We start from the raw sequence: 17988 nt of genomic DNA on the forward strand, positions 1-17988 counted from the left end.
CGACGACGGGGCGGGCGGGCGCGACGCGCGCGGGCCGGCTGCTCCTCGGTTGCGGCATCGGCGTCGGCGTCCTCCGTCGTCCGCGCGGACTCGGCACGCTCCGGAGCGTCGACGAAGGGGTCGGGGTCGGGTCCCGTCGGCTCGAACTCGCGCAGGAAGTCGAGGTCATCCGTCTCGGCGTTCGGGTCGCCGTCGAGGATGATCCGACCCTGCGAGTCGAAGCGACCCGGGCGATGGGCGGAATAGGGCATCCGGACAGGGTACGAAGCCCGCCTTGGAGTCGCTCTCAGGAAAGCCCTGATCAGGCCATCGCGGCGGCGGCGGCCTCGTCCTCGGTGGTGGCGACGAGCTGACCGCACGCCCCGTCGATCTCCTTGCCGCGGGTGTCGCGGAGGGTGGTCGGGATGCCGGCGTCGTTGAGGCGGCGCACGAACTCGTCGGTCACGTCACGCTCGGACGAGGTCCAGATCGACCCGGGCGTCGGGTTCAGCGGGATCGGGTTGACGTGCACCCAGCCGCGACCGCGCTGGTTGAGCTTCTCGGCCAGCAGGTCGGCGCGCCAGGCGTGGTCGTTCATGTCCTTGATGAGCGCGTACTCGATCGACACGCGGCGGCCGGTCTTGGCGTAGTAGTCGTAGGCGGCGTCGAGGGCCTCGTCGACCTTCCACCGCGAGTTCACCGGGATGAGCTCGTCGCGCAGGTGGTCGTCGGGCGCGTGCAGCGACAGCGCGAAGGTGACCGGGATGTTCTCGTCGGCGAGCTTCCTGATCGCGGGCACGAGGCCGACCGTGGAGACCGTGATGCCGCGGGCGCTCATGCCCAGGCCGTCGGGCTGCGGCGCGACCATGATGCGCACCGCATCCATCACGCGCTTGTAGTTCGCGAGAGGCTCGCCCATGCCCATGAAGACGATGTTCGACACGCGCTCCATCGAGTGGTCGTCGCGCTTCTTGCCGCCCAGCTCGCCGTTCGCGATCGCCCGGTTCGCCCGCACGATCTGCTCGATGATCTCGGCGGTCGACATGTTGCGGGTCAGCCCGGCCTGGCCGGTCGCGCAGAACGGGCAGTTCATGCCGCAGCCGGCCTGGCTCGACACGCACAGGGTGATGCGGCCGGGGTAGCGCATGAGCACCGACTCGACGAGAGCGCCGTCGTGCAGGCGCCACAGGAACTTGACCGTGTCGCCACGGTCGGTCTCCAGCCGGCGCACCTCGGTCATCAGCGGCGGGAGCATGCCCGCGACCAGCTCGTCGCGGATCCCGGCGGGGAGGTCGGTCATCTCGGCCGGGTCGGACGTGTAGTGGCGGAAGTAGTGGGTGGCGAGCTGCTTGGCGCGGAAGCCCGGCAGCCCGAGCTCCTTCACCTTCGAGATGCGCTCGGCCGGGGTGAGGTCGGCCAGGTGCACCGGCGGCTTGCCGCGCTTGGGGCTCGCGAACTGCAGCAGCGGACGGCCCTCGGCGTCTTTCTTCTGCGTCCAGCCCTCGGTCGCCGGGCGCACCTGGGGGGCACGGGTCTCACGGATCGCCCCCGAGCGGGACGACGCGGGCGCTGCCTGGGGGCGCGTCTCGCGCGTGCGGGGGTTCTCAGTCATCCTTCCAGGATACCGGGGGCCGGGTGGGAGGCGGCTGGGCCGGATCAGCCGAGCAGCGGGCGCTGCGCCGTGCGCTGCTGCTCGTACTCCGCGCGGGCCCGCCGGGCGCTGTCGGTCGACGCGACCTCGGCGACCGGCACGTCCCACCAGCCCTCGCCGTCCGGCGCATAGACCGTGGGGTCGCTCTCCACGTGGATCACGGTCGTGCGCTCCGCCGCCTTCGCCGCGCGCACCGCCGCCCGCAGGTCCTCGATCGCGGAGGGACCGGGGGCGACCTCGATCACGTCGACGCCGTAGCTGCGCGCGTTCATGGCGAGGTCGACCGGCAGCACGTCGCCGTGCTGGAAGCTGCGGGCCTGCGCGTCGTACCGGCGGTATTTCGTGCCGAAGCGCTCCGACCCGACCGTCTCGGACAGGTGCCCGATCGACGCGAAGCCCTGGTTCTGGATGAGCACCACGATGAGCTTGATGCCCTCCGCCACCGCCGTCGCGAGCTCGGAGCTGAGCATGAGGTAGGAGCCGTCGCCGACCATCACCACCACGTCGCGGTCGTCGCCCGCCGCCTCCAGGCCGCGCTTGACGCCCAGCCCGCCCGCGATCTCGTAGCCCATCGTGGAGAAGGCGTACTCCACGTGGTAGCCGAGCGGGTCGCTGACGCGCCACAGCTTGTGCAGGTCGCCGGGCAGCGAGCCCGCGGCCTGCACGATCACATCCCGGTCCGCGACCTCGGTCCGCACCGCCCCGATGATCTCGGGCTGCCCCGGCAGCTCGCGGCCGGTCGGGGCGAGGGCGGCGTCGACCCTCGCGTCCCACTCCCGCTTCTGCGCGGCGGCCTCGTCGGCGAGCTCCGTGCGCACGCGGGTGCCGCGCAGCTCGGCGGTCAGCGCCTCCAGCGCCTCCCGGGCGTCGGCGATCACCGGCAGCTGCGTGCCGTGCTTGTAGGCGTCGAACGGGGCGACGTTCACGTTCACGAACACCGCGTCGGGGTGCTGGAAGGCCGACCTCGACGCGGTCGTGAAGTCGCTGTACCGCGTTCCGACGCCGATGATCACGTCGGCCTGGGCCGCGAGCCGGTTCGCGGCCGTGGAGCCGGTGGCGCCGACCCCGCCCAGATACTGCGGGTGATCCCACGGCAGCACGCCGCCGCCCGCCTGGGTCGTGCCGACGGGGATGCCGGTCGCCTCGACGAAGTCGCGCAGCGCGCCCTCCGCCTCGGAGTACAGCACACCGCCGCCCGCGATGAGGAACGGCCGCCGGGCCCCGTGGATCGCGGCGACCGCCTTGGCCAGGGGTCCGCGCTCGGGGAGCGGCCGGCGCACGTGCCACTCCCGCTCCTGCAGGAACTCGACCGGCACGTCCAGCGCCTCGGCCTGCACGTCTTCCGGCAGCGCGATCGTCACGGCCCCGGTCTCGGCCGGATCCGTGAGCACCCGCAGCGCGGCGAGCGCCACGGAGAACAGCTGCTCCGGCCGCTGCACCCGGTCGAAGAACACCGACACCGGGCGGAAGGCGTCGTTGACGGTGAGCCCGATGTCGTGCGGTCGCTCCAGCTGCTGCAGCACCGGGTCGGCGACGCGCGTGGCGAAGGTGTCGCTGGGAAGCAGCAGCGCGGGCAGGCGGTTGGTGGTCGCCAGGGCCGCACCGGTGAGCATGTTCGTGGCGCCGGGGCCCACCGAGGCCGTGCTGGCGAACGTCGCGCGGCGGCGGTGCATCCGTGCGAAGCCGACGGCCTGGTGCACCATCGCCTGCTCGTTGCGCGCCTGGTGGTACGGCATCAGCTCCGGCTGCTCGAGGTGGTACTGCTGCAGCGCCTGCCCGAGACCGGCGACGTTGCCGTGCCCGAAGATGCCGAACATGCCGGGGATCGTGCGCTCGCGGTGCTCGCCGTCGACCGTCCACTGATGCGCCAGGAACTCCACCAGCGCCTGGCCGACCGTCATCCGCCTCGTCCGCATCACTGCGCTCCTTCTGCTCGATAGGGAAGCCGCGGGTCGATGTCCTGCCCGCTCCAGCTGTCGCGCACCCACGCGTGCGCGGGGTCGTCGGTGATGAGCCACGAGCGCTCCGGGTCGGGGCCCGCCATCACGTTCAGGTAGTAGAGGTCGTAGCCGGGGGCGGCGACCGCTGGCCCGTGATAGCCGTACGGCACGAGCGCGACATCGCCCGTGCGCACCATCGCCGAGACGTCGATGTCGCCCGCGTCCGAGGAGTAGGTGGCGAACATCCCGAACGCCGCGTCGGCCGACGCCGCCTGCCCGCCGTCACGCGTGCGCGCGGCCTCGAAGTAGTAGATCTCCTCCAGGCGCGACTCCCGCCCCGGCACGTGGGCGTCGTGCTTGTGCGGCGGGTACGACGACCAGTTCTCCGCGGGAGTGAGCACCTCGCACACGATCAGGCGCTCCGCGTCGAGGGTCGCCGGGGTGCCGAAGTTGTGCACCTGCCGGCTCGACCGCCCCGCCCCGCGCAGCTCGACCGGGGTCTCATCGGCGCGGAGGTGCCGGGTGGGATGCACGACTGTCGTCGGGGCGGAGGCCACCGCGACCCGTCCGGTCCCGCGGATCACGGCGGTCGCGGCGCACGAGAGGTACAGCACGTCGGTGGGACCGTGGAACACGGAGGTCCGTCCGGCGAGGGTCGTCTCCGTCGTCGCACCGCCCTCGGTGTGCGTCACCGTGAAGGAGCCCGCGAGCGGGACGACGATGCGCTCGACCCCGGTCTCGGCGAGCGCGAGGCTCTCCCCGTCCGCGAGCACGCCCACGCGCAGGCCCGTGTGCGCCCACCCCGGCAGCGCCTCGTCGACCACGCTCTCCCAGCCGTCGCGGCCGAGGGCACCGCGCGGGTGGAACCACGGATCGTTCGCGGTCATGGCGCCTCCTGTCGGTGTCGATCGGATGGTCGGTGTCGTCAGCGGTTCTGCGGGAATCCGAGGTCGATGCCGCCGTGGGTGGCGGGGTCGAGCCAGCGGCTGGTGACGGCCTTCTCGCGGGTGAAGAAGTCGAACCCGTGCACACCGTACGCCTTGGCGTCGCCGAACAGCGACGCCTTCCACCCGCCGAACGAGTGGTAGGCGACGGGTACCGGGATGGGCACGTTGATGCCGATCATGCCCACCTGCACCTCGTGCTGGAAGCGGCGGGCCGCTCCCCCGTCGTTCGTGAAGATCGCGGTGCCGTTGCCGAAGCGCCCGGAGTTGATCAGGTCGACGCCCTCCTGGAACGTCTCGACCCGCACGACCGAGAGCACCGGGCCGAAGATCTCCTCCGTGTAGGCGCGGGAGTCGGTGGGGATGTCGTCGATCAGGGTGGGGCCGAAGAAGAAGCCGTCCTCGCGCCCGTCCACCGTCAGGCCACGGCCGTCCACCACGATGCGGGCGCCGTCGGCCTCCGCGATGTCGACGTAGCCGGAGACCTTCGCCCGGTGCTCCGCGCTGATCAGCGGGCCCATGTCGGGCTCGCCGGTGCCGTCGCCCGCGCCGTCGCCCACCCGCAGCGTCGCGATCCGCTCGGTGACCTTCGCGATGAGCTCGTCCGCGACGGGCTCCACCGCCAGCACGACCGACACGGCCATGCAGCGCTCGCCCGCGGCACCGAAGCCCGCGTTCACGGCCTGATCCGCGACCAGGTCGAGGTCGGCGTCCGGCAGCACCAGCATGTGGTTCTTCGCACCGCCGAGGGCCTGCACGCGCTTGCCGGTGCGCGACGCCGTCTCGTAGATGTACTGCGCGATGGGCGTCGACCCCACGAACGAGATCGACTGCACGATGTCGCTGTGCAGCAGCCCGTCGACCGCCTGCTTGTCGCCCTGCAGGACCGTGAACACCCCGGCGGGCAGCCCCGCCTCGGCCCACAGCTCGGCCAGCCACAACGCGGCGGACGGGTCCTTCTCGCTCGGCTTGAGGACCACCGCGTTGCCCGCCGCGATCGCCACGGGGAAGAACCACATCGGCACCATCGCCGGGAAGTTGAACGGCGAGATGATGCCCACGACACCCAGCGGCTGCTTGAGCGAGTACACGTCGATCCCGGTCGAGGCGTTCTCCGAGTAGGCGCCCTTGATCAGGTGCGGGAACCCGGTCGCCAGCTCCACGACCTCCTGGCCGCGCAGGATCTCGCCCATCGCGTCGGAGAGCACCTTGCCGTGCTCGGCGGTGATGATCGCGGCGAGCTCGTCCCTGCGGGCGTTCAGCAGCTCCCGGAACGCGAACAGCACGCCCTGCCGCTTCGCGATCGACCACGTGCTCCACTCCGCGAAACCGCGCTCCGCGGACGCGAGGGCCGCGGCGATCTCGGCCTCGTCGGCGAGCGCGACCCTGGCGGTCTCGGCGCCCGTGGCGGGGTTGAACACGGGGGCGGTCCGCCCGCTGGTCGAGGCGCGCGGGGCACCGTCGATCCAGTGGCCGATGACGGGGGTGTCGGAGCTCATGCGGGTCCTTCGGGATCAGGCCGACAGGCCGGGGTGGACGAGGGAGGCCGCGACGTCGATGGCCGCGGCCACGTCGATGTCGGCGGAGTACAGCAGCGTGCGGCCGACCGTGAGGCCGCGCACGCCGGGGAGCGACAGGGCGTCCTCCCACGAGGAGAACGTGTCGTCGGGGTCGGCACCCGCGTCGCCGCCGAGCAGCAGCACGGGCAGGGTGGTCGCGGCGAGCACGCGCTCCATGTCGTCGACCACGGGCAGCTTGAGCCACGTGCTCGCGCTGCTGGCGCCCAGACCGCTCGCGATGGCGATCGACAGCATCACGGCGTCGGGGCTGAGGTCGTTGACGATACGGCCGTCGACGCGGCGGCTCAGGAATGGCTCGAGCATGATCGGCAGATCGGCGCGGGCCGCCGCGGTCACCGCGTCGGCCGTGGAGGCCAGGGTCGGCGCCGTGCCGTCGTCGTCGAGGTTCACGCGCAGCAGCGCCTTGGCGAAGTCGATGCCCGAGTCCACCATCGCCGGCACGTCGTACCCGGTGTAGCGGTCGTCCATCTCGAAGCTCGCACCCCGCAGCCCGCCGCGGTTCATCGAGCCGACCACGATCTTGTCGTCGAGCAGGCCGAGCACGGCCAGGTCGTCGATGATGTCGGGCGTGCCGAGCACCCCGTCGACGCCCGGGTGGCGCAGAGCGATCGCGAGACGGTCGAGCAGCTCGTAGCGGTCGGCCATGGCGTAGGGCTCCGCGCCCACCGCGAGGGCTCCGCGTGCGGGATGGTCGGCCGCGATGATGAACAGCCGTCCGTCGCCGCGGATGATGTCGCGGCGGCGGCGCGCGGCCAGCAGCTCGCGGATCGCCCGGGGGGACTCGGCCCGCACGGTGCGCAGTCGCTCGAAGTCCTCTTGCGTCAGTGCTGTCATGTCACGCATCTCCGTTCACGACCTCCGCGATCTCGCGCTCGGTCGGCATCGCCGTGGAGCACTCGCGGCGGCCGGCGACGATGCCGCCCGCCACGTTGGCCCACGTCAGGGTCTTCTCCAGCGGCCACCCGGCGAGCAGCCCGTGGCACAGCGCGCCGCCGAACGCGTCGCCCGCCCCGAGGCCGTTGACCACGGCGACCTGTCGCGCCGGGATCTCGACGCGCTCCGTGGCGGTCTTGGCGAGCACGCCGCGGGGGCCCTGCTTCACGATCGCGAGTTCCACGCCGCGGTCGAGCAGGGCGTCGGCGGCGCGTTCGGGATCGGTCTCGCCGACCGCGACCTCGCACTCCTCGCGGTTGCCGACGGCGACCGTGGCGAAGCCCAGCGCCCGCTGGACCCACGGGCGTGCGGCCTCGGCCGACTCCCAGAACATCGGGCGGTAGTCGAGGTCGAACACGGTGTGCGCCCGGCGGCCGCGCTGTTCCAGCAGCTCCAGGTGGGTCGTGCGGCTGGGGTCCTCGCTGAGGCCGGTCGCGGTGAACCACACCAGGGCCGTGTCGCGCACGGTGGTGGCGTCGACGTCGTCCGGCCGGAGCTGGAGGTCGGGCGCCGACGGCTCGCGGTAGAAGTACAGCGGGAAGTCGTCGGGCGGGAAGATCTCGCAGAACGTGATCGGGGTCTTGTAATCGGGGTCGGTGGCGACGAACCGGCTCGACACCCCGAGGCGCTCCAGCTCGTCGCGCAGGTACTGCCCGAACGGGTCGTCGCCCACACGGGAGAACAGCGCGGTGTCGTGGCCGTACCGGGCGGCGGCGACCGCGACGTTGGCGGCGCTGCCGCCGAGGTACTTGCCGAAGCTCGTGACCTCGCCGAGCCCCACGCCGTCCTGCAGCGGGTACAGGTCGACGCCGAGGCGTCCGATGCTGAGGATCTCGGTCGCCCGTGGTCGCTCGCTCATCGCCCCGCCTCCTCTCGCTGCATTTGTCCTAACATTAGCACTATTGCGCTCCCACCCGTGCGGCCGTCACCGGATCGCGCGCCGCAGGCTGACCACGCCGCCGCCCGCCACTCGCGCACCGCGGGTGTCCAGGGCGTCCTCCTGCACCTCACCGCGCAGATCGGTACGCGCCCACGCACCCTCGGCCGCGAACGCCAGGTCGCGCTCGCCGTCGAGGTAGTTCACGAAGCGCAGCTCGGCCTCGTCGTCCACGCGTCGCGCCGACTCGAGCACCACGTCACCCGACAGCTCCGCACGGAACGCGGGCTCCGGCAGCGGCCCGTCCGTCTCTCCGGTGCCCCGCACCACGAGCGGCTCGTGCCGGAACAGGTCGGACGCCCGCACCGCCGTCGCATCGTCGGCACCGACCAGGATCGCCAGCTCGGTGTGCACCGGCACCCCCAGGTACTGCGCGCCGGGCACCGGGATCTCGGAGCCGGCCGGCTCATCGCGCAGCGGGTGCAGGTTCACGCTCATCATCCCCACCGAGCGGGACAGCGTCACCGCAAGGGCGTCCTGCTCCCCCGCGGTCGACACGAGCTCGTACTCCGACAGCTTCTGCACCAGCACCGCCGTCGAGCCCGCCGCGGCGAACCGGTACGCGGGGTAGGTCGGCAGCGGGAACTCGCCCCAGCCGCCCTCGGCCTCGCGCCCGCGCACCGTGAGCCCGTACTGACCGGCGCTGCGCGACGACTCCAGCCCCGCGGCCCCGGTGGGCACGAGCACCCGCAGCCGGTGGTCGGACGCGGTGTTGACGTAGTCGATGCCCACCCGGAGGAAGCCCTCGCCCTCGCGCAGCTCGACCGTGGTCTCGGTCACCAGCGGCACGGTCGCGGCGCTGCGACGACGATCGGCGTCCAGGCGCTCCGACAGGTCGTACACGCGGCGGATGCGCAGTCGCCCGCGCAGCGGCCCCTCCTCGACCACCGTCACCTCGACCGACGCCGGGGCGGTCACGGCGGAGGCGGGGTCGACCGGTCCGTAGTTGTACGAGTCGCCGCAGTCGCCCTCGTCGACCAGGGCCAGGGCGCCGTCGATCGCGGAGCCGTCCGCACCCTCGATGCGCACCGTGCCGTCGGGGTTCACGGTCGCGGTCAGCGCCGCGTTCGACAGCGAGGTCGCAGTCACCCGCACGGGGTCGAGGGGCGCGGGGGCCGAGGTCTCCGACACGGCCGCGAGCGCGACACCGTCGAGGTCGACCGCGAGCAGCGCCCGGTGCCGCGGATCCGCGATGGTCTCCACGTGCCACAGGTCCTCGCCCGCGGCATCGGCGGCCACGCGCTCCTCCAGCTCGACCGTGAACGCGGCCAGATCCCACACCCCGCGGGGGCTCTCGGCCACCTCGAAGCGCAGCGACCGCTCGCCCCACGCGTAGCCGTTGATCTGCTGACCGAACAGCTCGCGCCCGTGGATGCGCCGCAGGAGCTTGGGCAGGTCGGCCGTGCGCAACTGCTCGTCGCCCAGCACCGTGGGCAGCGGGTCGAGCACCTGCACGCCGGGGGCGAGGGCGGCGGGATCCACACCGTGCAGCGTGACCTCCACCTGCGCGCGCCGGGCGAAGCCGGACGGGTTGAACACCAGGTGCTGGGCGGGGCTCACCGACACCGCCAGGTCGCGCAGCACGCTGTCGATCACGCCGCGGGCGATGTGCCCGGCCGTGTGGATGCGGGTGCCCACCTGCTCCGCGGTGCTGTCGACGCCGCAGCCGGTGACCGAGTCGTGCGCGGTGCTCTCCACGAGGCGGTACCACGCCGTGTCGAAGAACGAGCGGTGGTCGCGCGTGCCGTACAGCAGGTCGAGCCGTTCGGCCGCGGCGAGGGCCTGCTCCGAGCGGGCCATCTCGCGCTTGAGGTTCGTGCGGATCGAGAAGACGCCGGGCAGCAGGTTGCCGCGGGCGTGCGAGCGCATCTCCCCGCGCACCTGGGGCAGCGCGGCGAGCGCGTCCGCATCGGTCGCGTAGCGCGCGAGGTGCTCGTCGAGCGTCGCGATCGACAGGCGGGGCTCGCCGCCGGCCGCGTCGTAGTCGCGGATCACCTCGGCCAGGTCCTCCGGGGGCGCGGAGTGGTCGGTGCCGAGCATCGCCAGCACGGGGTCGTCGCCGTACCACGACGCGGTGCGGGCGGCGTAGTCGGGGGCGAGCGCGGGGAGCTGACCGGGCAGGGCGAACATGTCGAGGCCGTTGCCGTAGCCGTCGAACAGGTACTCGCAGCGCACCGCGTCGCCGTTGGGCGCGACCCAGGAGAACGCGTGCTCCTGCACGTCACCGGGCACGCCGCGCCACAGGGCGCTGTGCCGGATGCCGAAGCCCGCCAGGATCTGCGGCATCTGCGCCGCGTGGCCGAACATGTCGGGCAGGTAGCCGACGGGCATGGTGCGGCCGAGGCGGGTGCTCGCGGCGCGGCCCAGCTCCAGGTTGCGCACGATGGTCTCGCCGTCGCAGCCGAACTCGTCGAGCAGGATCAGGAAGGGGCCGATGCTCAGCTGCCCACTCTCGACGAGTGCCACCACGCGGTCGCGCATGTCCGGGCGCATCTCCAGGTAGTCCTCGATGGCCGCGGCCTGCCCGTCGAGCGTGAACCGGTACGACGGCTCCGCCTCGAGGATGCCGATCAGGCGGTCGAGCATGTGCACGAGCCGCAGGCGGAACACGTCGTGCGGCTCGTACCACTCGCGGTCCCAGTGGGTGTGGGGGACGACGACGATCTCACTGCTCACGGGCGGGGACTCCTGTATCTCGGGGGGTTCGGGCGGCGCTCAGGCGCACAGGGCGGCGATGCTGCGGTCGGGGTGCAGCAGGTAGTACGGGCCGGCGGCGGGATCGCCGGAGAAGGAGGCGCGGTCGCCGTGCACGGCACGACGCTCGCCCGCACCGTCGACGAGGATGAGCCCGTCGGCGTCGATCGCGAGCAGGTCGCCGTCCACGCGCAGCAGCACGGGCGCGGTGAACAGCTCGGGCACGGTGAGGCCGTCGCGCACGGCGACGCCGCCCATGATCGCGGTGCGGCCGGCGGCGACCCCGGCGAGGATCGCCTCGGCCGAGTCGTCCTCCGCCGCGACCCACGTGGTGGGCGTGCCCGGGCCGACACCCTGACTCCGCATGTGGAAGTCGGCGCCTCCCAGCAGCACGGCCCCCCTGTCCCAGCGCTCGTGGAACGCGAGGGGCGAGGTGGCGATCAGCTCGCGGTACCAGGTGGAGTGCCACAGCTCGATCGCCCGGGGCGTGCGCTCCAGCGGGTGCAGCCACGAGCAGTCGCCCGAGATCGGGTGGTTCACGCTGAGGACACCGCCACGGCGCTCGACCTCGTCGACCCACTCCTGCGCCGGACGGCGGAAGTCGATCCAGCCGATGTCGCCGAACGCGTTCGCGTGACCGCGGTGGGTCGTGACCTCCTGGCCGGGCAGCAGCGTGATGCCCTGCTGCGCACCCACGACCGGGAGGTGCGCGTGGTGGCTGGTGGTGTTGTGGTCGGTCACGGACAGGAAGTCCAGGCCCGCCCGCACCCCGAGCGACGCGAGCCCCGCGATGCTCTCGTGCCCGTCGGAGTGCAGGGTGTGCGCGTGGAAGTCCCCCGCGTACCACCGCAGTCCGGCGTCCGCGGGCAGCTCGCGGCTGCTCCCCCGGGGCACCCCGTCGATCCGCGCGGGCACCGGGCCGTGGTCGATGCCCGACTCCGCGGGGAGCAGCACCTCGACGGTCGCGTCGGTCCCGCCCGCGGGGAGCCGGTGCACGCCGAGGATCACGTGCCACTCCCCCTCCTCCGGGCGACCGGGGAGGTAGCCGGGCGTGGCGTCGTCGGCGCGGATCACGAAGTCCTGCCGCGAGCCGCCCGACCATCCGCGCCACCCCGCCGCACCCTCGCAGCCGAGGTCGATCACGGCCGCCTCGGTGTCGTACGACAGGCGCACCTCGAGCGAGTCCGTGCCGGGCGGCACCTCGAACGGCACGCGCACGTAACGGTCCGCGTTCTGGATCTCGTGCGTGAGGCGCAGGGTGGTGCGGATCGCGGCCATCAGCCGATCCGCTCGGTGGTCTCGGTGTCGAACAGCAGGGCGCGGTTGCGCTGCGGCACGATCCAGCCGCGGTCGCCCGGCTGCGGCTCAAGCTCCTCGGGCACGACGACCTGCAGCTTGTGGTCGCCGGAGCTCACCAGCACGAGGCTGGTCGCACCGAGGGTCTCGGTCACCACGACCTCTGCGGCGATGCCGTCGGCCACGGGCTCGGTCGACCAGCGCACGTACTCCGGGCGGATGCCCCAGCTCACGGCCTGCCCGTCGCGCACGTCCGCGGCAGCCTCGGCGGGCACGGGCACGTCGGTGTCGCCGATGCGCACGTGGCCGCCGGTGACCGTGGTCTCCAGCAGGTTCATGGGCACGGAGCCGATGAACCCCGCGACGAACGTGTTGTTGGGGCGGTGGAAGATCTCCCGCGGCGAGCCGATCTGCTGCAGCTTCCCGGCCTTCATGACCGCGATCCGGTCGGCGAGCGCGAGCGCCTCGGCCTGGTCGTGCGTCACGAACACGGTGGTCACGCCGAGGTCGCGCTGCAGCTCCTTGAGGAACGTGCGCGCCTCGAGCCGCAGCCGGGCGTCGAGGTTCGAGAGCGGCTCGTCCAGGAGCAGCACGTCGGGCCGCGTGGCGACCGCGCGGGCGAGGGCCACGCGCTGCTGCTGCCCGCCCGAGAGCTGGCCGGGGCGACGCTCGATGAGGCCGTTCAGCGACAGGCCGTTCGCGACCGACTCGGCCGTGGTGCGGCGCTCGTTCTTCGCGACGCGGCGGATGCGCAGCGGGTAGGCGATGTTGTCGGCCACGTCCATGTGCGGGAACAGCGCGTAGTCCTGGAACACCATGGCCACGCCGCGCTCACCCGGCTCGGCGTTCGTGACGTCCTTGTCGCCGATGGTGAGGCGGCCGGACGTGATGCTCTCCAGGCCGGCGATCGAGCGGAGCAGCGTGGTCTTGCCGCAGCCGGAGGGACCGAGGAGGGCGAAGAACTCGCCGTCGGCGATCTCGACGTCGACGCTGTCGACGCCGCGCACCCCGCCGGGGTACTCCTTGACGAGTTGGGTTGCAGTGATGGCGGCCATCAGGACTTGATCCCTCCGTGGAAGCGGAAGCCATAGCGGCGGTTGACGAAGAAGTAGATGAGGAGGACGGGCACCGAGAAGACCAGCGAGAACGCGGAGATGAGCCGCAGGTCGGCCTGGCCGCTCTCGGTGTAGAACGTGTACATGAGCACGGCGGCCGGCTGCATGTCGGGCGTGCGCAGCAGCAGGAACGGGACGAGGAAGTTGCCCCACACCTGCACGATGGTCCAGATCGCGATGAACGCGAGCCCGGGCCGGGCGATCGGCGCGACCACGTCCTTCAGGATGCGGAAGGGCCCTGCGCCGTAGAGTCGCGCCGACTCCTCGTACGACTTCGGGATCGAGTCCATGAAGTCCTTGAGGATGAAGATCACGGTGGGCAGGATGCCGCCGGCGAGCACGAGGATCACCCCGACGTGCGTGTTGATGAGCTGCAGCTGGTTGATGAGCTGGAACGTGGGCACCATGGCCGCGGTCCCCGTCACGATCGACGACAGCAGCAGCAGCCCGTAGAGGATGCCGTCGCGGCCGGGGATGTTGATGCGGCTCATCGCGTACGAGGCCAGCGCGCCCAGCACGATCACCAGCGCCATCGTGCCCACGCCGAGGATCAGCGAGTTCAGGATCGACTTCAGCGCGTAGGGGTTCTCCGCCAGGCGCGCGAAGTTGTCGAGCGTCCAGTCCGGCCACGACACGGTCAGCGACGGGGTCGCGTCGAACGGTGCGAGGATCAGCCAGACCATCGGCAGCGCGAAGAACAGCGACACGATCACGAGCACGAGCGTGAACAGGATCCGCGAGACGAAGTGGGTCACGGACCGGTCGCGCGCGACGGTCTTGATGGTCGACATCATGAGCGCACCTTCTTCTTCTTCGGATTCGCACCCCGGGAGACGCGCGTGTACATCAGCGCGATCACGAGGTTGATCAGGAGCATGATGAGCGAGATCGCCGCACCGAGGCCGAGCTGTCCGCCCGGGATCGCGGTCTGGTAGATGTACACCGAGAGGATGTCGGTCTGCCCGTTGGGGCCGCCCGCGGTCAGCAGGTACGGCGTGAACGTGTTGAACGTCCACAGCGTGATCAGCAGCGTGTTGGTGAGCAGGTGCCCCTTGATGTTGGGCAGGATCACGTCGCGCAGCTGCTGCCACGTGTTGGCGCCGACCATGCGGGCGCTCTCCAGCTGCGACGGCGGCACGGCGCTGATGGCGGACGAGAACAGCTGCATCGAGAACGCGGTCCCGACCCAGATGTTGAAGATGATGATGCACTCCATCGGATGCTCGATGAGCCAGGCGGCACCCTCGGTGCCGAGCAGGGCGTTGAGCGTGCCGGTGCGGCGGTCGAGCAGCGCGAGCCACAGGAACGAGGCGACCGAGGCCGGGATGACCCAGGCCGCGAGCACGAGCGTCTCGATGAAGGTCTTGACGCCGGGACGGACGTTGCGCAGCATCCACGCCAGCGCGAATCCGAGCACGGTCTGCCCGATGATGCCCGAGACGAGCACGAACACGAGCGTGAGCCACAGGGAGTTCCAGAACCGCGGGTCGTTCAGCGCGGTGGAGAAGTTGTCCAGGCCGACGAACTGCGGGTTGGCGGCCGCGAAGCCGGTGAGCCGGTAGTTCGTCATCCCCAGGTAGACGGTCCAGATCGCGGGGAAGAGGAGGAACAGGCCGATCAGGAGGAGCCCGGGGGCCGCGAACAGCGTCGCCCTGGCGCGCCCCAGACCGGCGACGTCCTCCGCGCGGCGCCGGCGGGGAGCGCGGACGCTCCCCGCCGGCATCGTTGCATTCGTCATGGTCACTCGGAGATCGCGTCCGGTCCCACGACGCCTTCGAGACCACGGACGTAGGTCTTCAGCGCATCGTCGACCGACGTTCCGGTGGCGACGTCGAGCGTGGCCTGCTGCAGCAGCACCGACACCTGCGGGTACGCGGCGAGACCGGGGCGGTACGCCGTGATCGGCAGCACCTCCTGGCTCACGAACGTCAGCATCGGGTCGGACGACAGCAGCTTCTCGTTCACGTCGTCACGCGGCGAGATCGCGAGCGTGCCGGCGGCACGGGCCTCGTATGCCTCGGGCGAGTTCATGAACGCGAGCAGCTCCCACGCCAGCTCGGCGTGCTTCGAGTTCGGGTTGAGCACGCGGCCGGTGCCGCCCGACATCGACACGAAGTCCTGGCCCTTGATGCCCTCGCCGGGCTCGACCGCGGGGATCTTGGCGTAGCCGACGACCTCGTCGCGGTTGGCCATGGGCGCGGTGCCCACACCCTCCGCGGGGTTGATCACGGAGCGCCAGAAGTAGTCGCCCTCCAGGAGGATGCCGATCTTGCCCTCGGCGAACAGCTGGAACGACGTGTCGCGGCCGGAGGCCTCCTGCTGCAGCACGGGGTCGCCCAGGCCCTCATCGACGTAGATCGTCTTGTAGAGGTCGAGCACCTCCTGCATGCCGTCGGTGGCGCCGATCCACTTGCCGTCCTCGTACACCTGCTCGCCGGTGCCGACGAGCATCGGGAGCAGGCCCTGCATGGTCGTGGCCTCGCCCATCGCGGTACCGGCGTTGAGCTGGATCGGGGTCACGCCGTCGATCTTCTTGAGGTCCTTCGCGGCATCGAGGATGTCGTCCCAGCTCTCCGGCGCCCAGTCCTCGTCGAGGCCGGCCTGCGCGAACAGATCCTTGTTGTAGTAGAGCACCCGGCCGTCCGCGCCCTGGGGCACCCCGTAGCGGTCGCCGTCGAACGACAGCGCGCTCTGCACGGCGTCGGGGATCTGTCCCCAGCCGTCCCAGTCGTCCACGGCGTCGCCGCCGACCTCGGCGAGCGGCTTGATGTAACCGGCCTCGGCGAACTCGCCGACCCAGATGCCGTCCATGCCGATGATGTCGGCGCCCTTGCCGGACTGCAGGTCGAGGGCGATCTTCGTCTTGTAGTCCTCGTCGTCGACGCCCTGCGGCTGGAACTCGACGGTGACGTCCTTGCCGTCCTCCTCCATGGCCTTCTCGAACTCGGGGACGACCCAGTCCGCGATCCAGTCGGCCTCGGCGGCGTTCTTGCCTCCCGTGATGGAGTTGGTGGTGAGCGTCAGGGTGACGGGCCCCGTCGACTCCTCGGCCTCGGGCTCCGATCCTCCGGAGCAGCCGGCCAGCACGACCGCACCGACGGTGGTGAGGGCGAACGCCGCGAGCAGGCGGCGCTTTCCTTGCGTGACCATTTCCGACCTTTCTTGTCGTTGATCGCCGAGCGGTGGCGCTCGGATTCGGGTGTTGCGGGATGGCTACTGCGCGGCTTCGGCGCTCGGGTCGAGCGCGTGGCCCTTCGAGACCGCGAGCGCGCGGATGATCCGCTGCCCGACGCGCACGTCGGCGACCGACTCCTCGACGCTCGCCCCGTCGGGGCGTTCGCCGCGGACCAGGGCCGCGAGCGCGTACAGCTCGTTCTCGAATGCTTCCTGTTGCATCCACCGCGATTCGCTCACGCGGATGCCGAGCTCCGGGTGACTCTCGGTCACGCGGAGGATGGTGGGGAGGTTCGTCACGTAGGGCACGCCGAACACGAGCTCGATCGATCCGGCCTCGTGGTGGAACGTGACGGTCTCCTGGTAGTCGGGGTAGCCGTCGATGTAGTGCCAGTCGACGGTCCACGGCGTCTCGTCGCGGGCGAGGGTGCCGCGCACGTGCACGGAGCCCGGCATCTTCGGGCCCCAGTGCTGCGCGAACGCGACCTCGCCGAGACCGCCGACGAGCGACCGGAGCAGCCCCACGTCGTGCACGATCGAGCCGAGCACGACGTTGGTGTACAGCGTGCGGAGGTCGACGGGGAGGTCTGACCCGACGGCACCGTCGACGATGGCGGCTGTGGCGGCGAGCAGGGGCTCGATGGTGTCGCGGGGCACGTCGCCCGTGGGAGCGGCGAGCCGCGCGTAGGCGAGCTGCGAGCCGTCGAGCGGGTGCATGACCTGCACGTCGATCGCGCGCAGGGTCACGTCGGCGAGGAGTTCCTTCGCGCGCAGCGACGCGGTGTCGTACTCCTTCATGTAGCCGACGCGCACCCAGTCGCGCAGGTCGACGCCGGCCTCGCGCCCGTACGCCGTGAGCTCGTCCAGCTCGGCGAGCGAGTAGGCGAGCGGCTTCTCGGCGAGCACCCGGATGCCCGCCCGCACGAGCCGCAGGGTGTCTCCCGCGTGCGAGCCGGTGGTGGCGAGGATGGCGGCATCCACGTCGAGGTCGCCGGCGGCCGTCGCGGCCACGAGCTCGTCGACCGAGGTGAACTGCCGGGCGGACGGCACGCCGTAGCGGGCGCCCATGTCTGCGGTGCGCGCGGCGGACAGGTCGACGAGCGCGGCGATCGCGAAGGCCTCGGCGTTGCGGCGCAGCAGCGGCAGGTGCACACTCTGGCTGATCGCGCCGAGTCCGATCACGGCGACGCGGGTGACGGCGGCGCTCATGCGAACCACCGCCGCAGGGCCTCGCGGTTGGCGGCCTGCTCGGCCACGGCGCGCTCCACGTCGGCGGTCGAGCGCGGCACCACGTCCTGCTCGACGATCAGCCATCCGGAGTACCCGCTCGCGACGATCTCGTCGAGCACGGCGTCGACGGCGAGGTCGCCCTCCCCGAGGGGTACGAACACGCGCTTCTCCCACACCGAGCGCATGGGGTCGTCGGCGGCCAGGGCGTCGTGCAGCAGGGCGGTGCGGGCGTCCTTAAGGTGCAGGTGGTTGATCCGCTCTCGCCAGCGCCGGTAGTCGGGCAGGGGGTCGCCGCCGCCGATCAGCAGGTGACCGGAGTCGAACGTGAGGTCGACGTCGGTGGAGGCGAGCAGCGCGTCGATCTCCTCCGGCGTCTCGACGTGCGTGCATGCGTGGTGGTGGAAGGTGGGCTCGAGGCCCCGATCGCGCACGCGCGCGGCGGCGCGGTTCACCCGGTCGGCGAACCGGTCCCACGCGGCACCGCGGAGCGTGAGCTCGGGGGCGCCGCCCGGGCG

Annotated in this window: 14 protein-coding genes and 1 pseudogene; all 15 read right to left on the minus strand. The window is 71.7% G+C overall.

Features of this window, described 5'->3' with window-relative positions:
- A pseudogene (locus tag DW299_RS07245) lies at window positions 1-251 on the minus strand (DUF4407 domain-containing protein); the annotation flags it as partial.
- A gap of 50 nt (window positions 252-301) precedes the next feature.
- Complete coding sequence (gene rlmN, locus DW299_RS07250) at window positions 302-1591, minus strand: dual-specificity RNA methyltransferase RlmN (protein WP_205814345.1); 1290 nt, start codon at window positions 1589-1591, stop codon at window positions 302-304.
- Between the two features lie 44 nt (window positions 1592-1635).
- Window positions 1636-3546 carry a 3D-(3,5/4)-trihydroxycyclohexane-1,2-dione acylhydrolase (decyclizing) gene (iolD, locus tag DW299_RS07255; protein WP_240745335.1) on the minus strand — a complete coding sequence of 637 codons (1911 nt, stop codon included), beginning with the start codon at window positions 3544-3546 and terminating at the stop codon, window positions 1636-1638.
- Window positions 3546-4457, minus strand: a complete 912-nt coding sequence (iolB, locus tag DW299_RS07260) for a 5-deoxy-glucuronate isomerase (protein ID WP_136036185.1) — start codon at window positions 4455-4457, stop codon at window positions 3546-3548. The genes iolD and iolB overlap by 1 nt, the downstream gene beginning before the upstream one ends.
- A 38-nt stretch (window positions 4458-4495) precedes the next feature.
- Window positions 4496-6013 carry a CoA-acylating methylmalonate-semialdehyde dehydrogenase gene (locus DW299_RS07265; RefSeq protein WP_136036186.1) on the minus strand — a complete coding sequence of 506 codons (1518 nt, stop codon included), beginning with the start codon at window positions 6011-6013 and terminating at the stop codon, window positions 4496-4498.
- Between the two features lie 15 nt (window positions 6014-6028).
- Window positions 6029-6928, minus strand: coding sequence for a Cgl0159 family (beta/alpha)8-fold protein (locus tag DW299_RS07270; protein ID WP_206252520.1), 900 nt, complete (start codon window positions 6926-6928; stop codon window positions 6029-6031).
- Window position 6929: 1 nt separating this feature from the next.
- Window positions 6930-7886 carry a 5-dehydro-2-deoxygluconokinase gene (gene iolC / locus DW299_RS07275; RefSeq protein WP_136036187.1) on the minus strand — a complete coding sequence of 319 codons (957 nt, stop codon included), beginning with the start codon at window positions 7884-7886 and terminating at the stop codon, window positions 6930-6932.
- Between the two features lie 66 nt (window positions 7887-7952).
- A complete protein-coding gene (locus DW299_RS07280) occupies window positions 7953-10640 on the minus strand; it encodes a glycoside hydrolase family 38 N-terminal domain-containing protein (RefSeq protein WP_136036188.1) in 2688 nt (895 codons plus the stop codon).
- 39 nt (window positions 10641-10679) lie between these two features.
- Entirely contained in the window at window positions 10680-11936 is a 1257-nt protein-coding gene (locus tag DW299_RS07285; RefSeq protein WP_136036189.1) for a CehA/McbA family metallohydrolase, read from the minus strand.
- The gene (locus tag DW299_RS07290) at window positions 11936-13009 is read right to left on the minus strand and encodes an ABC transporter ATP-binding protein (protein ID WP_136033373.1); all 1074 of its coding nucleotides are present in this window, start codon (window positions 13007-13009) and stop codon (window positions 11936-11938) included. Before DW299_RS07290 ends, DW299_RS07285 begins: the two co-directional genes overlap by 1 nt.
- Window positions 13009-13863 (minus strand): carbohydrate ABC transporter permease, encoded by an 855-nt coding sequence (locus DW299_RS07295; protein WP_205814346.1) that lies wholly within the window; start codon window positions 13861-13863, stop codon window positions 13009-13011. Before DW299_RS07295 ends, DW299_RS07290 begins: the two co-directional genes overlap by 1 nt.
- Window positions 13860-14807 carry a carbohydrate ABC transporter permease gene (locus DW299_RS07300; protein ID WP_240744632.1) on the minus strand — a complete coding sequence of 316 codons (948 nt, stop codon included), beginning with the start codon at window positions 14805-14807 and terminating at the stop codon, window positions 13860-13862. The genes DW299_RS07295 and DW299_RS07300 overlap by 4 nt, the downstream gene beginning before the upstream one ends.
- 2 nt (window positions 14808-14809) lie before the next feature.
- Entirely contained in the window at window positions 14810-16219 is a 1410-nt protein-coding gene (locus DW299_RS07305) for an extracellular solute-binding protein (protein WP_136036190.1), read from the minus strand.
- A gap of 63 nt (window positions 16220-16282) precedes the next feature.
- Complete coding sequence (locus DW299_RS07310; protein ID WP_168443088.1) at window positions 16283-17452, minus strand: Gfo/Idh/MocA family protein; 1170 nt, start codon at window positions 17450-17452, stop codon at window positions 16283-16285.
- Window positions 17449-17988 (minus strand): sugar phosphate isomerase/epimerase family protein (locus tag DW299_RS07315; RefSeq protein WP_168443089.1); only part of this gene is annotated, 540 nt, incomplete at its 5' end. The genes DW299_RS07315 and DW299_RS07310, both read right to left, overlap by 4 nt.

It is taken from the genome of Microbacterium sp. K35 (genome assembly GCF_004794375.1).
In the GTDB taxonomy this organism is placed as follows: Bacteria; Actinomycetota; Actinomycetes; order Actinomycetales; family Microbacteriaceae; genus Microbacterium; species Microbacterium sufflavum.

Coding starts and splice junctions, on each gene's coding strand:
- rlmN (WP_205814345.1), bottom strand. CDS start 1,591: ATGACTGAGAACCCCCGCACGCGCGAGACGCGCCCCCAGGCAGCGCCC.
- iolD (WP_240745335.1), bottom strand. CDS start 3,546: ATGCGGACGAGGCGGATGACGGTCGGCCAGGCGCTGGTGGAGTTCCTG.
- DW299_RS07290 (WP_136033373.1), bottom strand. CDS start 13,009: ATGGCCGCCATCACTGCAACCCAACTCGTCAAGGAGTACCCCGGCGGG.
- iolC (WP_136036187.1), bottom strand. CDS start 7,886: ATGAGCGAGCGACCACGGGCGACCGAGATCCTCAGCATCGGACGCCTC.
- DW299_RS07300 (WP_240744632.1), bottom strand. CDS start 14,807: ATGACGAATGCAACGATGCCGGCGGGGAGCGTCCGCGCTCCCCGCCGG.
- DW299_RS07295 (WP_205814346.1), bottom strand. CDS start 13,863: ATGATGTCGACCATCAAGACCGTCGCGCGCGACCGGTCCGTGACCCAC.
- DW299_RS07305 (WP_136036190.1), bottom strand. CDS start 16,219: ATGGTCACGCAAGGAAAGCGCCGCCTGCTCGCGGCGTTCGCCCTCACC.
- DW299_RS07285 (WP_136036189.1), bottom strand. CDS start 11,936: ATGGCCGCGATCCGCACCACCCTGCGCCTCACGCACGAGATCCAGAAC.
- DW299_RS07270 (WP_206252520.1), bottom strand. CDS start 6,928: ATGACAGCACTGACGCAAGAGGACTTCGAGCGACTGCGCACCGTGCGG.
- DW299_RS07310 (WP_168443088.1), bottom strand. CDS start 17,452: ATGAGCGCCGCCGTCACCCGCGTCGCCGTGATCGGACTCGGCGCGATC.
- DW299_RS07265 (WP_136036186.1), bottom strand. CDS start 6,013: ATGAGCTCCGACACCCCCGTCATCGGCCACTGGATCGACGGTGCCCCG.
- iolB (WP_136036185.1), bottom strand. CDS start 4,457: ATGACCGCGAACGATCCGTGGTTCCACCCGCGCGGTGCCCTCGGCCGC.